General features: G+C 53.9%; 14 protein-coding genes (1 of these 14 cut by a window edge). 6 read left to right on the forward strand and 8 right to left on the reverse strand.

Annotated features, from left to right (window positions below):
* On the reverse strand, positions 1-1,066 hold the 5' portion of the coding sequence (tyrS, locus tag AC55FS_RS00150) for a tyrosine--tRNA ligase (RefSeq protein ID WP_496934036.1). It extends 233 nt beyond the left edge of the window; only the first 1,066 of its 1,299 coding nucleotides appear in the window; its start codon is at positions 1,064-1,066; its stop codon lies beyond the left edge, outside the window.
* Between the two features lie 173 nt (positions 1,067-1,239).
* Between tyrS and AC55FS_RS00155 the strand changes: the two genes are divergently transcribed.
* Together AC55FS_RS00155 and AC55FS_RS00160 are read left to right on the forward strand one after the other, a co-directional pair.
* The gene (locus tag AC55FS_RS00155; protein ID WP_496934037.1) at positions 1,240-2,598 is read left to right on the forward strand and encodes a peptidoglycan DD-metalloendopeptidase family protein; all 1,359 of its coding nucleotides are present in this window, start codon (positions 1,240-1,242) and stop codon (positions 2,596-2,598) included.
* Entirely contained in the window at positions 2,595-3,689 is a 1,095-nt protein-coding gene (locus AC55FS_RS00160; protein ID WP_496934038.1) for an anhydro-N-acetylmuramic acid kinase, read from the forward strand. The genes AC55FS_RS00155 and AC55FS_RS00160 overlap by 4 nt, the downstream gene beginning before the upstream one ends.
* Here AC55FS_RS00160 and AC55FS_RS00165 read toward each other — a convergent pair.
* The 5 genes from AC55FS_RS00165 to argC all read right to left on the reverse strand — a co-directional run bounded on the left by AC55FS_RS00165 (position 3,686) and on the right by argC (position 7,214).
* Positions 3,686-4,309, reverse strand: a complete 624-nt coding sequence (locus AC55FS_RS00165) for a FecR family protein (RefSeq protein WP_496934039.1) — start codon at positions 4,307-4,309, stop codon at positions 3,686-3,688. The genes AC55FS_RS00160 and AC55FS_RS00165 overlap by 4 nt on opposite strands.
* 202 nt (positions 4,310-4,511) lie before the next feature.
* Positions 4,512-4,859, reverse strand: a complete 348-nt coding sequence (gene erpA / locus AC55FS_RS00170; protein WP_496934040.1) for an iron-sulfur cluster insertion protein ErpA — start codon at positions 4,857-4,859, stop codon at positions 4,512-4,514.
* Positions 4,860-4,961: 102 nt separating this feature from the next.
* Positions 4,962-5,414, reverse strand: coding sequence for a bactofilin family protein (locus tag AC55FS_RS00175; protein ID WP_496934041.1), 453 nt, complete (start codon positions 5,412-5,414; stop codon positions 4,962-4,964).
* The gene (locus AC55FS_RS00180; protein ID WP_496934042.1) at positions 5,414-6,157 is read right to left on the reverse strand and encodes a DUF6776 family protein; all 744 of its coding nucleotides are present in this window, start codon (positions 6,155-6,157) and stop codon (positions 5,414-5,416) included. The genes AC55FS_RS00175 and AC55FS_RS00180 overlap by 1 nt, the downstream gene beginning before the upstream one ends.
* A 25-nt stretch (positions 6,158-6,182) precedes the next feature.
* Positions 6,183-7,214: an N-acetyl-gamma-glutamyl-phosphate reductase gene (gene argC, locus AC55FS_RS00185; RefSeq protein ID WP_496934043.1), complete on the reverse strand. Its 1,032-nt coding sequence runs from the start codon at positions 7,212-7,214 to the stop codon at positions 6,183-6,185.
* Positions 7,215-7,314: 100 nt separating this feature from the next.
* Here argC and AC55FS_RS00190 point away from each other — a divergent pair, with 100 nt between their 5' ends.
* Genes AC55FS_RS00190 through AC55FS_RS00205 form a run of 4 tightly spaced genes read left to right on the forward strand, consistent with a single transcriptional unit; the run spans position 7,315 to position 11,352 of the window.
* Complete coding sequence (locus AC55FS_RS00190) at positions 7,315-9,045, forward strand: chloride channel protein (RefSeq protein WP_496934044.1); 1,731 nt, start codon at positions 7,315-7,317, stop codon at positions 9,043-9,045.
* Entirely contained in the window at positions 9,045-9,467 is a 423-nt protein-coding gene (hemJ, locus tag AC55FS_RS00195; protein ID WP_496934045.1) for a protoporphyrinogen oxidase HemJ, read from the forward strand. The genes AC55FS_RS00190 and hemJ overlap by 1 nt, the downstream gene beginning before the upstream one ends.
* A 13-nt stretch (positions 9,468-9,480) precedes the next feature.
* Positions 9,481-10,776, forward strand: a complete 1,296-nt coding sequence (hemL, locus tag AC55FS_RS00200) for a glutamate-1-semialdehyde 2,1-aminomutase (RefSeq protein WP_496934046.1) — start codon at positions 9,481-9,483, stop codon at positions 10,774-10,776.
* 9 nt (positions 10,777-10,785) lie between these two features.
* Entirely contained in the window at positions 10,786-11,352 is a 567-nt protein-coding gene (locus AC55FS_RS00205) for a hypothetical protein (RefSeq protein ID WP_496934047.1), read from the forward strand.
* Here the strand turns inward: AC55FS_RS00205 and AC55FS_RS00210 are convergent.
* Positions 11,349-11,816 carry a tetratricopeptide repeat protein gene (locus AC55FS_RS00210; RefSeq protein ID WP_496934048.1) on the reverse strand — a complete coding sequence of 156 codons (468 nt, stop codon included), beginning with the start codon at positions 11,814-11,816 and terminating at the stop codon, positions 11,349-11,351. The two genes, AC55FS_RS00205 and AC55FS_RS00210, sit on opposite strands and share 4 nt — an antisense overlap.
* Positions 11,795-14,140 carry a penicillin-binding protein 1B gene (gene mrcB / locus AC55FS_RS00215; RefSeq protein WP_496934049.1) on the reverse strand — a complete coding sequence of 782 codons (2,346 nt, stop codon included), beginning with the start codon at positions 14,138-14,140 and terminating at the stop codon, positions 11,795-11,797. Before mrcB ends, AC55FS_RS00210 begins: the two co-directional genes overlap by 22 nt.
* Between the last annotated feature and the right edge of the window lie 123 nt (positions 14,141-14,263).

Below are 14,263 nucleotides of genomic sequence, written 5' to 3' on the forward strand. Positions count from 1 at the left end.
CGCTGGAATCCAGATCGCTGGATGGCAAACCGTCTTGTTTAATTTGCTCCAGTTCTTGCTCGCTGAGCTCGGTCATATCACCTGAAAACAGCGCCGCTGTTATACGCTTGGCCGATTGCAGTGCTTGTTCGCCATGAACCAGACGAGTGACTTCTTCGGCCAAAATAGGCTGTGCCGATTTACGACCTTCAATGTCCGCGTCGGCTTGTTCAATTTCTTCAATCTTCTCGACCGGCAAGAAGGTGAAGTAACGCAGAAACTTATACACATCTGCATCAGAGGTATTCATCCAGAACTGATAAAACGCGTAAGGAGAGGTTTTGTTGGCATCTAACCAGATAGTGCCGCTTTCGGTTTTACCAAACTTGGTACCATCCGACTTAGTCACCAACGGCAAGGTTAAACCAAACACCTGCTTGCCATACATACGACGAGCCAGATCAACACCACCCACGATGTTGCCCCATTGATCAGAGCCACCGATTTGCAATGTGCAGGCATCACGATTCGCCAACTCAGCAAAGTCATAAGACTGCAGCAGCATGTAGGTGAACTCAGTAAAGGAAATCCCCGAACCTTCACGCTCAATGCGCTGCTTTACTGACTCTTTTTGAATCATGTTGTTAACAGAGAAGTGCTTTCCGACGTCGCGCAGGAAATCGAGCACATTCATGTTACCGACCCAGTCAAGGTTGTTGACCACAGCGGCAGCGTTATCGACGTCATCAAACTCAACAAAGCTACTGACTTGGGTTTTCAACTTCTCGACCCAACCAGCGACTACTTCTGGACCATTCAATTGACGCTCAGCCGCTTTAAAGCTGGGGTCGCCAATTAAGCCGGTAGCTCCACCGACCAGAGCGATGGGTTTATGGCCCGCCTGCTGGAAACGCTTGAGAGTGAGCAGCGGCACCAAAGAGCCAATATGCAAACTGTCAGCAGTCGGATCGAAGCCACAATAAAGTGCACGCGAGCCTGTGTTCAGGTGTTCAACCAGTTCTTCATCGGCAGTCACCTGGTTGATCAGGCCCCGCGCCTTTAAGTCTTCAATCAATGCGGCAGTCATATCAGCACTCAATATTGTGATGGTGAAAAGGAGGCTGAACATACCTGAACAAAGGTTAAAATCAAGCCAGCAGTGGTATCCTGGCAGCAACTATCGATGTAAGGGTGCGGTAAAACGGCGACGGATTGTTTACACTGCCTGCGTTGCCATAATGTAGATTAAGGTTTTTTATTATGCCTCTGCCGGGACGTTTGCAGTATTTCCCCGCTCGACACCTGATTGCTGCTGCATTTTTGTTGCTTTTGTTAGCCGTTATTTTTGTTCTTCCTTCTCCTCAACCAAGCCCGCGTTCGGTTTCCAGCCCCCTGATTATTCCGGCCACGGAAACTCCGACCAACGACCCAACCGCCAGCATTGATCAAATAACAATCACAGACACAACAGCGTCATCGCAACCTTCGGTGGTTGAACCCATTATTACCGAGCCACAATTAAACTGGGAAAGCGACAGCATCCGCGCTGGAGATAGCTTGTCGACCCTGTTTGAACGTCAGCAACTGCGCGCCGCCGATGTATTGGAAGTGGCTGCTCAGCTACCCAAAGAAGCGCTGAAATTACAGCCAGGTCAAACGTTGCGCTGGGTTCGTAGCGATGATAATCGCATTCAACATTTGGAAATAATTATCTCCCCACTTGCGCGCCACAGCTTGGAGCGCGATGAACAGGGAGTACTTGGCTACCAGTTATTGGAACGTGATGCCGAATATCGTCCGCATCATGCTAAGGCCACCATTAATAACTCATTATTTGTCGATGGCACCAATGCCGGTGTGCCGGAAGAGATTTTGATCGAGCTGGCCGGCATCTTTGGCTGGGATATCGACTTTGCCCTTGATATTCGTGAAGGTGACCAATTCAGTCTGATTTACGAAGAGGTGTACCTGGATGGTGAAAAAATCGGCAATGGCGATATTTTAATTGCGCGTTTTTTAAACAATGGTCGAGATCTCACCGCCGTACGTTATCAAGATGAGCAAGGTAATGGCAGCTATTACACCCCCGATGGCCACAGCATGCGCAAAGAGTTTTTGCGTAACCCGATTGATTTCTTTCGCATCAGCTCGCGTTTTAACCTAAGCCGCAAACACCCGGTATTAAACCGTATCCGAGCCCACCGCGGCACCGACTACGCAGCGCCGACAGGCACTCCGATTAAAGCCGCTGGCGATGGCAAAATCACCTTCGCCGGCCGTAAAGGTGGTTTTGGCAATGTGGTCATCATCCAACATGGTACTCGCTACGAAACTTTGTACGCCCATATGAGCAAGTTTCACCGTCGTGCGCGTAAAGGTCGCAGCATCAAACAGGGTCAGGTCATTGGTTATGTCGGTAGCAGTGGCCTTGCCACCGGTCCACACTTGCATTACGAGTTCCGAGTCGACGGCGTGCACCGAGATTCACTGCGCGTTAAGTTGCCAAAAGCACAGTCCATTGCCAGCGCTCATAAAACGGATTTCTTAAAACACGCCCAAACCATGCAGAGCTGGTTAGAAAGTGACGGCGATGTCGCCTCATCGGAGAGCTTTGAGTGACGCTGTATATCGGCCTCATGTCTGGCACCAGCGCTGACGGCATGGACGCCGCGTTGGTCGATATTAATAACAACACGCAGCCCAGCGTGCGCTTAATCGATGCACTATGCCTGCCTTATCACCCCGACTTTCGCCAGCGTTTACGCCAAGCGGCGTTGGCTGTGGAGCTGGCCGTTGAAGAAATCATCGACCTTGAGCAAAACATCGCTGATCTGTCGGCCCAGGCAGTACAGATGCTATTGCAGGGTAATGAGCTAACGGCCATCGACATCCGAGCCATCGGCTGCCATGGCCATACTCTGCGTCATAAGGCACAGCCCAAAGGCTTCAGCTGGCAAGTGGGGGATAGCGCCCGTATTGCCGAGCTGACTGGCATTTGCTGCGTCGCTGATTTTCGTCGGCGCGATATTGCCGCCGGAGGTCAGGGAGCGCCTTTGGTACCGGCCTTTCACCAGCACGCTCTTAGCAGCGAACATGCTCGCATGGTGCTGAATATCGGCGGTATCGCCAACCTGACGGTCTTGCCCCACGGCAAGCTAGGGTTAGCCGGATTTGATGTCGGCCCAGGTAACGCGTTATTGGATGAGTGGTGTCAACGCCAGCTGAACTGTGCGTGTGACCAAGGCGGACAGCTGGCAGCCCAGGGCAAGATAATTACCCATTTATTGGAGCAATGGCTGCAATGGCCTTACTTCCAACAGCCGCCGCCCAAAAGTACCGGGCGAGAAGTGTTTAATCTGGAGGCTTTGGGCGATCTTAGCGAGTACAGTCCTGTCGATATTGCTGCCACCCTCACCGAGCTGACGGCTCGCAGTATCAGCGACAGTATCCAGAGATACGGCCATCAACAAGGTGAACTGCTGATTTGTGGCGGCGGCGTACATAATCACTTTTTACTGCAACGCTTGCGCAGCCTGTTGCCGCAACACACAATCAACAGCAGCAGTAGAGCAGGTCTCGATCCCGACTGGCTGGAAGCCATTGCCTTCGCATGGCTGGCTTCACGTACCTTGCAGGGACTTAGTGGCAATGCTCCCGCCGTCACTGGTGCAGCGGGCGAGCGCATTCTCGGAGCGATTTATCCGGCTTAACTGTCTGGCGGCAAGGCGATGGTGGCGACTGCACGCTGCAACTTTGCCTCACCCCACTTTTTCGGCTGGGCGGGTTTTTTGCCGGGCGCAACGGTAACACCAAGGCCAGGTTCGGAGATATACACCAGCCCATAGTCATTTATGATAGCCAATTTATGTTCACCGCTGAGCAGGATGACATCGAGTTTATCTGCATCTAAATAGCCGCCCCAAAAGTCGGTTCCACGCACACCGATAGTGGCTGACGGTGTTTGCACCACCAACTTGGGGTCCGATTGTTGAGTGATAAGCCCGGTGACAAAACGAAAAGCACCTTCCGTCAGCTGCAGCCGAGCTGAATTATCATCTGCTCCCTCACGGAAATTCCATTCATTGAATGCCATGCCGGTATCGCCGCCCAGGGTAATCACACTGCCCTCGTTCATGCGCAACACCAAACGAGCTTTTTTACCGGTAACCACTGTATCATTGCGCTCGACAGACTCTCCTCGCTGCAAACGCAAACGCTCCACTCCGCGCTGCCAGATAACATCACCCATGGTTGTGGCTATCACACCAATGGGCTCAGCAAAAATAGGGCTGGTAAACACTATCGCCAGCACAATCAGCACGCTTTTCATACGCAGGCCTTGGGCAAAATAAGATCATTTGACCTTAGCATCAAAGCGCGCGGGCAAAGGATGGGATGATGGTTTTGACAGGGGAATGCCGCTGCTAAGCAGACTGAGAATATTGGCCAAAGCCTGTTGATACTGATTCAACAGGCTTTAACCCAACGCCTCACTAACGACAGGAGGTTCTGGTCGGTGAGCGGTTATTGGATCAAATCGAGAATGAGGAGCCGCAGCCGCAGGTTGAACTGGCGCTGGGGTTATCAACGGTAAAGCGCGACCCTTCCAGGCCCTCTTTATAGTCCAGCACCGAGCCGACTAAATAACCGTAACTGAGAGAGTCGACCAAAACCCGCACACCGTCTTCGGCAATCAACGCATCGTCTTCGGCACGCTCGTCGTCAAAGGTAAAACCATACTGAAAGCCAGAGCAGCCGCCACCGGTGACAAACACCCGTAAGCACAGCTCGTCATCAGCTTCATCCAACAACAGTTCACGTACCTTGTCCTTGGCTGCCGCAGTCAATTCAAATGGGCTTGCTTGTTCAACAGCACTCATAGGAGCTCCAGCGAAGGCCTTGCGGCCTGTCTTGATTCATCGTGTTCACGCCAACTTCTGGTCGGCGTACTTGCGCCGGCATTATCCAGGTACCCGACTGATTTAGTCAACTTTACCTGCCGCTGGGGCCACTAACGGATCTGGAACGGGGGTCGGCTGAGGGCCTTTTTTACCTTGCCCCTTGCCCTGGCCTTTGCCTTGATGATTCAGTTTGCCATTTACTTCGGCACCTAGCACCATCTCCATCGACTTGTAATAGACATCACCGCGTACCCGAGCTTTTGCGTCCAGCAGGATATGCTCGTCGGTGTGCACGTCCCCGACCACTTCACCATTGATGATAATTTTGGGGGCAGAAACCTGTCCTTCAACCCGTCCACTGGAAGCAATATCCAGCTCTGCACCTGAGCCAGCTTCGGCTAACACATTGCCTTTAACCACGCCTTCAATACGCAACACACCGGTGAATTTCACATCTCCGGCGATTTCGGTTTTGGATGAAATCAGCGTATCTGGGGTCGAGCCAGTACCATTACCTTTATTACTGCTAAACATTATGCCTCTCCTTGTGGTTGCGGCCATTCTTCGGTGCGCTCAACACGCTGTGCTTTGTTGCCAGTAGCCTGCAACACCACTTGTATTTTTTCCGGCAGGAAATCAGCCGGCAGTGCTAGCCGGCCTTTAACTTCCTGAAAATAACGAAAGCGGAATTTAATCCCCAACTCCGTTACCTGCTCATCAAGTTCACGCAGCGGCAAAATCAGTTGCTCCCCCTGACGCGAACCAATCACATTAATGGCCGCCAAACCGCTGATGTAGCTGGAGTTATCGGCCACTTGAGTCATCATGATGGAATAATCAACAGCACCGTCAACGCTCTGTGATACATCGACCTTGCTGATACGCAGTCCTTTATCACCGGAACTGGGCGCCATAATGCCCTTATAAAAGCTGACCTCTTCTTCCAGTGTGGCGATTTGCGCTTTTAATTCACGTACCGTCTGGCGTATGCCCTCTGTGGCCTGGCGGTCGACTTCGCCGCCTTTTTCCAACACTTTGACTTGCTGAGTCATTTCTTCCAGTGAGCGCTGCGACTGAGTCATACGCTCACTGAGTTGGTCGCGCTGCTCGGTCAAGGCATTGATTCTGGCGAGACTTTGATAAACCCCGGCAAAGTACGCACCACCACCAACAAGCACCAGCAGTAACAGCCCATAAAAAAAACGCCGAGTGCGTTGTCCTGGTTGGTAACGCTGAATGACAAGGCGGTCTTGTGAACGACCTTTCACTACCGTCATGGGATACGTCCTTAGCTGCTGTGGATCAAGGCATCAATGCGACATGATTTAGGCCGCATTGTTCATCCAGCCCAAACATAAGATTCATATTTTGCACCGCTTGACCCGAGGCGCCTTTGACCAGGTTATCGATGGCCGACAAGATCACGACCTGATTGCTGTCGGCAAGTTTGTGCACGGCAATACGACAAACATTACTACCCTTTACACTGCGAGTTGCCGGAAGACTGCCAGCGGGCATCACATCAACAAAGGGCTGATCGGCGTAACGCTGCTCATACAGTTGCTGCAACTGCACCTGGGTCAGCTCGCTGGTGCAATACAAGGTGGCGTGTATGCCACGAATCATAGGCGTCAAATGTGGAATAAAGGTCACGTCGATGGCATTGCCGGCGGCTTCCGTTAATACCTGCTTAATCTCAGGCAAATGCCGATGGCCAGCCACGCCATAGGCTTGCAAGGATTCACTGGCTTCACACAACAGCGAGCCGACCTTGGCACCACGACCAGCGCCACTAACGCCGGTTTTACAATCGGCGATCACCCTCTGATCCTGCAGCAGGCCTTGCTCCGCCAGAGGCAACAAACCCAACTCGATTGAGGTCGGGAAACAGCCCGGCACAGCCACCAAGGAGCAATCGCGGATCTGGCTGCGATAACGTTCCGGCAATCCGTACACCGCCTGGGGCAGCAAATGGGGCGCACCATGTTCCTGGTTGTACCAGGCTTCCCAGGTGGGGACGTCGGTCAGGCGAAAGTCTGCCGATAAATCGATCACCCGCGCTCCGGCCTGCAACACATCATCAGCCAAGCTGTGGGCAACGCCGTGCGGGGTAGCAAAAAACACCACATCACAGCGACCGAGAGTATCGGCATTTGGAACACTAAAAGTTAGATCGGTGTGGCCACGCAGGTTGGGATACAACTCACTGACCGCCACTCCCTCTTCGCTACGCGAAGTAATGACGTGCAGTTCGGCCTGGGGGTGGTGCGCCAAAATGCGCAGTAGCTCTACCCCAGTGTAGCCAGTTCCGCCAACAATACCGACCTTGATCACAGCGTCCCTCCCAAGCAAATGCTTATAAAAGAAGCGTATAATATAGCTTATGCCCGGTTCTGGACACCGGCCCTTATCAACCGCGACCCATGGATTGCCAATGCGATGGTTTGGCTTGCGCCAACAGTGGCAACAACAGATTGTACTGTCTGACAACCAAATCAGCCTGGCACTGCTGGCGTTAGTCGTCGGGCTGGTAAGCGCTGGCGTCATCACCTTATTTCGGCTCGCCATCGAGTGGCCACTCACCGTTTGGTTATCCCTCGACAACCCAGAACACTACGAAGCACTGCAGCCTTGGCTACGGGCTGCAATGGTGTGCGGCGGTGGCAGCTTACTGATCGCGGCTTTTTATTGGCTGCCAGAACGGCGCCGCCAGGTCGGTGTCGCCCATGTATTGCAGCGCATGGAACAACACCAGGGTTATCTGCCGCTGAGTAATATTGTGGTGCAATGGCTGGCTGCCGTGGTTGCCTTGACCAGTGGCCACAGTGCCGGACGCGAAGGTCCAGCCATTCACTTAGGTGCCGGCGTTGCCAGCCAAATCGGCCAACGAGCCGGGTTGGCTCATCACCGACTGCGCATTCTTGCCGGCTGTGGCATCGCCAGTGCTATTTCGGCCTCCTTTAATACGCCCATGGCCGGAGTTATTTTTGCCATGGAAGTGGTGCTGCTGGAGTACAGTATTCGTGGCTTTATTCCGATTATTCTTGCCTCGGTAGTGGGAGCCATCGTCAGCGAAGCGGTATTTGGCGCGCAAACGGCCTTTGCCGTGCCGGACTTGGATATGCACTCATTAAAAGAGCTGCCGTTTATATTGTTACTTGGGCTATTGGCCGGGCTGGTAGCCAGCTGCTTTATCTTGTTAGTCCGCCAATTGCAAAACTATCAACACTGGCCATTGTGGTTACGCTGGGGTGGATTAACCGCGACCACAGCGGTGATCGGCTTTTATATGCCGCAACTACTGGGCATTGGGTACGACACCGTCAATGCGGCATTATTAGGCGATATCGCCCTGACGACGCTTATTCTGCTGCTGATCGGCAAATTACTGCTGGCAGCCTGGGCGGCGGGGGTCGGCTTTCCGGCCGGCTTGATTGGGCCCGTGATGTTTATTGGCGCCATTTTAGGTGCCATCTTAGCCAAGCTGTCGATTTTGTGGCTGCCCAGCTATCCCATTTCTACTGGCTTTTACGCCATGCTCGGCATGGCGGCATTGATGGCCGCCGCGCTGCGGGCACCACTGGCTGCGCTGATCGCATTACTGGAGCTAACGGCCAACCCCAATATCATCATGCCTGGCATGCTCGCCATCGTCATTGCCAGCTTAGTGGTCAGCGAACTGTTTCAATTGCCATCGGTGTTTAAATTGCAGCCTGCCGCTAACGCCGAACCCAGCCCAGTGCAACAGCTGCTGCGTAATACCTGGATAGCTCCGTTAATGCAGCGTTCGGTCATTGAAGTCGAGCGTCATGTCAGCTTTGCTACCGCTGAGTGGTTACTGACCCAGCAAATGCAATGGCTGCTACTCAGCGAAGAACAAACCCTGTTACCAGCAGCAGATCTGGCCCATTGGCTAAAGCAACAGCAAGAGGCCGATGAGCAACCTGAATCCGTCGATTTGCTGGCCATTCCGGCGGAGCGCTGTCCGACTGCTTGGGTGCCGCTGCGTGCAAACTTGCAGGATGCTTTAGACCAAATGCAGTCCGCTCAATTACAATGGCTGGCCGTCACACGCCGTGAGCAACAGCCTCAATGTTTGGGACTGCTGTCGCGTGAGCAAATTGAACATTTTTACCGCTATCAGCCGATGCGTAAGGAGTCCTAATGCTGTGGGTGAAAGCCTTTCATATGGTTGCCGTGGTGACCTGGTTCGCTGCCATTTTTTATTTGCCGCGACTATTTGTGTATCACGCCAGTGCCGAAGATCAGGTGTCACGTGAACGCTTCAAAGTCATGGAGCGCAAGCTTTATCGCGGCATTATGTGGCCATCCATGGTGGCTGTGATTGCCCTGGGATTATGGCTGATTAGTTTTAGTCCGGAGTATTACGCCAAGGCTGGCTGGCTGCATGCCAAGTTAACTCTGGTAGCCGCTTTAGTGGGCTATCACCTGTACTGCGGCCATTTACGCAAAGTTTTTCTCAACGACCAAAACCAACGCTCCCATGTGTTTTATCGCTGGTTCAACGAAATTCCCGTTTTTATTTTGATCGCCGTGGTGATTCTGGCGGTTGTTAAACCCTTTTAATTGAGAGCTGTATATGAGCTATTCCATTGCCCAATCTGAGTCTTTGTTTACTGCCGCTCAGCAACATATTCCAGGTGGCGTTAACTCGCCGGTACGCGCATTTAAAGGTGTGGGTGGCACTCCCATCTTTTTTGACCACGCCAAGGGCGCCCATGTTTTTGATGTCGATGGTAACCGTTACATCGATTACGTTGGCTCCTGGGGGCCAATGATACTGGGCCACAGTGCGCCAGAAATCTTGGACGCCGTGCGCAATCGTATGGAAAAAGGCCTGAGCTTTGGTGCCCCTACCGGCATCGAAACCGAGATGGCCAACGAAGTATGCAAACTGGTGCCATCCATGGACATGGTACGCATGACCAACTCAGGCACCGAAGCCACCATGAGTGCTATTCGCCTAGCCCGCGGCTTTACTGGCCGCGACAAGCTGGTGAAGTTTGAAGGCTGCTATCACGGCCACGCCGACTCGTTATTGGTCAAAGCCGGATCCGGCGCGCTGACATTAGGTGTACCGACGTCTCCAGGCGTGCCGGCATCCGTCGCCGAACACACCATCACGCTGGAATTTAACAATCTCGACAGCGTGCGCGAATGCTTTGCTCAAGCCGGTGATCAGATTGCCGCCATCATCGTTGAACCTGTGGCGGGCAACATGAACTGCATTCCACCGAGCAAGTCGTTCTTGCAAGGTCTGCGCGAGCTGTGCGACGTGCACGGCACCGTGCTGATTTTTGATGAGGTCATGACCGGCTTTCGGGTATCCCTGGGCGGTGCTCAAGCCTGGTACGACATCACCCCCGACATGACTTGCTTGGGTAAAGTTATTGGCGGCGGCTTACCGGTCGGTGCCTTTGGCGGCAAGCGCGCCATCATGGAACATCTGGCTCCACTCGGCCCTGTGTACCAAGCCGGTACCTTGTCAGGCAACCCATTGGCCATGTCGGCTGGGCTGGCGATGATGAAAGCCATTCAAAAGCCTGGCCTGTACGATCAGCTCAATGCCCGTGTAGAGCAGATGCTGGCCGGCTTCCAGCAGGCTGCCGATCAACACGGCATTGCCTTTACCAGCAACCGCGCCGGCTCTATGTTTGGTCTGTTCTTTACCGAGCTTGAACAAGTGAGCTGCTTTACAGACGTGGCCGAACACTGTGATGGCGAGCGCTTTAACCGCTTCTTCCACGGCATGTTGGAGCAAGGTGTTTACCTGGCGCCGTCATCGTTTGAAGCGGGCTTTATGTCGGCCGCCCACAGCGAGCAAGACATTGAAGACACCATCGCCGCTGCTGAGCGGGTGATGGCGACGCTGTAAGGCCTGCGTATGTGGATGATTGGAAGCTTGCTGGCCATGGTCGCTGCCGTGGTCATGGCTTGGCTCACACGTCCGCGCGACCACTGGAGTGGCGGCGATGCCGGTCGCTTCAGTGTCGCTGTGATCATGCTGCCGGCAGGTTTGCTGAATGCCCTGGCAGCCATCAGCAATAACACAGACTTGAATCATGCTGCGCAGTTGCTGTTGCAGCTCAGTCTGTATGCCGGTTTGCCATTGTTGGCTGCGATCACCTTAGCTGAGCAGTTGGATCACTTTTTCAGCCGCTTAATCTGGGGCCGCGCTTTGCTCGCTATTTGTGCTGTATTTGCCCTGCTGCGCAGTGGACCTTACCTGCACTATTGGCTCTATCTGGTGTTAGCAGCGGCGTTAGTGGCCCTGCTTTGGGGAGCGTTGCAGCGGCGTCGTGCTTGCTGGCTGGCCTTGCCATGCTGGCTGGTGCTGATACTGGTGTATCAGCTGGCTCAGATTCCCAACCACACCGGTTTGTGGTTGTGGCTGGCCGCATCCATGCTCGCGCTGACTTTAGTTCGCCGCCAACCCGCGCCGGCTCGTTAACCAGCCAGCGCCGCTCGGCGGCGCTGTTGCTCCGCAGCGTCGTGCTTCCCCTGAGCGTCCAGCGCTTCAGCCAGCAATAGGTGTAACCGGGCACTGAGCCTAACATCCTGACTAAAGACTAACGCCCGTTGCAATAATTGCTCCGCTCGTTGCGGTTGCTTTAACTGCAAGCTCACCCAGGCTTGGCGGTACAAAATCGCAGCATTGCGCGGCTGAATTTGACGCGCCTGATCGAGATAAGTCAGTGCCGTTTGCCACTGGTATTGCTGCCGCGCCTGTTCAGCTTGGCGAAATAACGCCGCTACCGCCGGGTGGTGCTGGCCTTGATCGAGAGCCGCCAGCATGCCGCTATTCCAGCGCGGCAAGTCTTCCACTGACGATGCTGTCGGGTACGACCTTGGTGCAGTGCTGGAGCAACCCGCCAGCAACAGCAAAAAAACGGTTAGAACAGCCAATCGAGCCACGACTTCTCCTTATTCTGCGGTTGGTTTTGCTCACAAGCGGCCACATCCGGCTGGAAGCTGGCTAACGCCTGATCGGTAAAGGGGTAATCACTGGCGCGGCGATCGCGACAGCCCTGGGGCAACAGCTGGCCATCCGCTAACACAGGGTACCACTGCAATGCCGATGCCGGCTGTAAACCTTCCACCCCAATACGCTCAAAAGCGTTAACCCATAACGGCAAAGCACCACTGCTGCCGGCAACCGGCATTGGTTGATTGTCATCTCGGCCCACCCAAACAATGCCCAAATGACGATTATCAAAGCCTGCAAACCAGGCATCACGTTGCTCATCACTGGTGCCGGTTTTGGCCGCCAAAGGAACTGGAAAGTGCTGACTCAACCGTCGAGCAGTACCAGACTCGGCGACTTGCTCCAGGCCGTAGCGCAGCCATTGCATAGTGGCAGCGTCATAACGTTGCTCACCATTAATGGCATAGGACGACAAGGTCTGACCTTGACTAGTGGTAACGGCATCTATGCTACGCAGCGGCGTGTGAAACCCTTGTGACGCTATGGTTTGATAAAACCCTGCGACTTCCAGCGGGCTGGCTTCAACAGAGCCCAACAATAACGATGGATAAGGCGGAATATCGCCACTTAGCCCCAATTTACGCAGGGTATCGACTACCTGCTCCAAACCTATGGTCATGCCTAAGCGTGCAGTGGCCTGATTCAACGAGCGTCGCAGAGCCTCTTCCAAAGTGACGTCACCATGGCTTTGCAAGTCGTAGTTTTTTGGCTCCCAGCGCTGATCGCCGGGGCCAGTGACGACCACAGGCCGATCACTGACCAAGCTGGCCCAGTGATAACGACCGGTTTGCAAAGCGGCCAAATAGACTGCCGGCTTCACCAGCGAGCCCATGGGGCGACGGGCATTTAAGGCGCGGTTAAAACCAAAAAACTCGGCTTGCCTTGAGCCCAACAAAGCACGAATTTCACCGCCGTCAACGCTGGTCACGACTGCCGCGGTTTCCAGTTTATCTTTTTGTTTAGGGTAGCGGCGCTCAAGACGCTGCAACTCTTCAACGGCGGCCTGTTCAACCGCATGCTGAACCCAAGGATCTAACGTAGTGAAGATATTGAGACCGTCGGTTTGTAAATCCTCCAAGCGATAGTCGCGCTGCAATTGCTGCTTAGCCAGCTCCAAAAATGCCGGGTATTCACGCTGCCCTGCGCGCCTTGGCGACGAGGTCATTAATGGCTGAGCCTGGGCCTGACGCCTTTGCTGATCGGAAATAATGTTGTTATCGGCCATTAAATCCAATACCAGATCGCGACGTTGTTTGGCGCGTTCAGGGTTGCGGCGAGGGTTGTAGTAGGAAGCGCCTTTTACTAACCCAACCAAGGTGGCGGATTCAGCCAGCGTTAGTTCACGCGCTGATTTGCCAAAATAGAAGCGCGCCGCCAAGCCGAAGCCATGTATTGCCCGACGTCCGGCTTGGCCCAAATACACCTCATTTAGGTAGGCCTGCAAAATCGCTTCTTTGTCGTAGTGCAGCTCCAACAGCACCGACATAAAAGCTTCTTGGACTTTCCGTGTCAGGGTACGCTCGGAGGTTAAAAAGAAGTTTTTTACTAGCTGCTGAGTCAGGGTTGAGCCCCCTTGAACCATGCCGCCGGCACGCACATTGGCCAACATGGCACGAGCGATACCACGCAGCGAAATACCCCAGTGCTCAAAAAAGCTTTGGTCTTCAGTGATAACCAAGGCCGCCACCAGCTCAGGCGGTACTTGATCTAGTCGTACCAACTCTCTGTCTTCATTGTGTGCCGGAAAGATTCCACCTATGTATTGTGGCTCTAGCCTGACAAATGCCTGCTCTCCCTGACCATCCCAAATACGCGAAATACGCCCCTGATCAAGTTCAATGCGTAATTGGCGTGCTGCTTCAGCGCCATCCCAGAACGGAAAAGCACGGCGGTAGATCAGCCAGTCGTCACCGCGACGAGCGTAGCTACCAGGCTGCAGGGCTTCTTTATCGGCGCGATAGTCAGCCCATTGCAGCTCTGCCTTCAGTTGCTCGTGGCTAACGGCCAGCCCAGGGTACAAGGCCAGCGGACGGGCATAAACCTTAGCTGGCAGATCCCACTTATTGCCCTCAAAGCGCTGTCGGACCTGAGCATCGAGATACACCAGATAGGCCGCCAGCAACACAGACATGATTAATGCCAGGCGCCAGAACCAGCGTTTCCAGGTGGATGTCGTCGCCATTTTGGTACTGGAGCGAGGCGGTTTACGGCCTTTGCGCTGTGCAGGAGCAGACTTAGTTTTGCGTGCAGACATAGATAGCCATAAGCAGATAGACGCCGGCATCATAGCAGGCCCATTGCAGTGGCTGAACTGCACGATTGTCAGTGTTGTGTGCGCTTAGACCCATTTAGCGTCAGTGCTAGATATCGGGCCGAC

Source organism: Bacterioplanes sp. CLAM21, from assembly GCF_059641015.1.

Excerpts from the sequence above, each read along its gene's own strand:
- AC55FS_RS00205 (WP_496934047.1), top strand. The coding sequence starts at position 10,786 with ATGTGGATGATTGGAAGCTTGCTGGCCATGGTCGCTGCCGTGGTCATG.
- AC55FS_RS00190 (WP_496934044.1), top strand. The coding sequence starts at position 7,315 with ATGCGATGGTTTGGCTTGCGCCAACAGTGGCAACAACAGATTGTACTG.
- AC55FS_RS00175 (WP_496934041.1), bottom strand. The coding sequence starts at position 5,414 with ATGTTTAGCAGTAATAAAGGTAATGGTACTGGCTCGACCCCAGATACG.
- hemJ (WP_496934045.1), top strand. The coding sequence starts at position 9,045 with ATGCTGTGGGTGAAAGCCTTTCATATGGTTGCCGTGGTGACCTGGTTC.
- AC55FS_RS00165 (WP_496934039.1), bottom strand. The coding sequence starts at position 4,309 with ATGAAAAGCGTGCTGATTGTGCTGGCGATAGTGTTTACCAGCCCTATT.
- erpA (WP_496934040.1), bottom strand. The coding sequence starts at position 4,859 with ATGAGTGCTGTTGAACAAGCAAGCCCATTTGAATTGACTGCGGCAGCC.
- AC55FS_RS00155 (WP_496934037.1), top strand. The coding sequence starts at position 1,240 with ATGCCTCTGCCGGGACGTTTGCAGTATTTCCCCGCTCGACACCTGATT.
- hemL (WP_496934046.1), top strand. The coding sequence starts at position 9,481 with ATGAGCTATTCCATTGCCCAATCTGAGTCTTTGTTTACTGCCGCTCAG.
- AC55FS_RS00180 (WP_496934042.1), bottom strand. The coding sequence starts at position 6,157 with ATGACGGTAGTGAAAGGTCGTTCACAAGACCGCCTTGTCATTCAGCGT.
- mrcB (WP_496934049.1), bottom strand. The coding sequence starts at position 14,140 with ATGTCTGCACGCAAAACTAAGTCTGCTCCTGCACAGCGCAAAGGCCGT.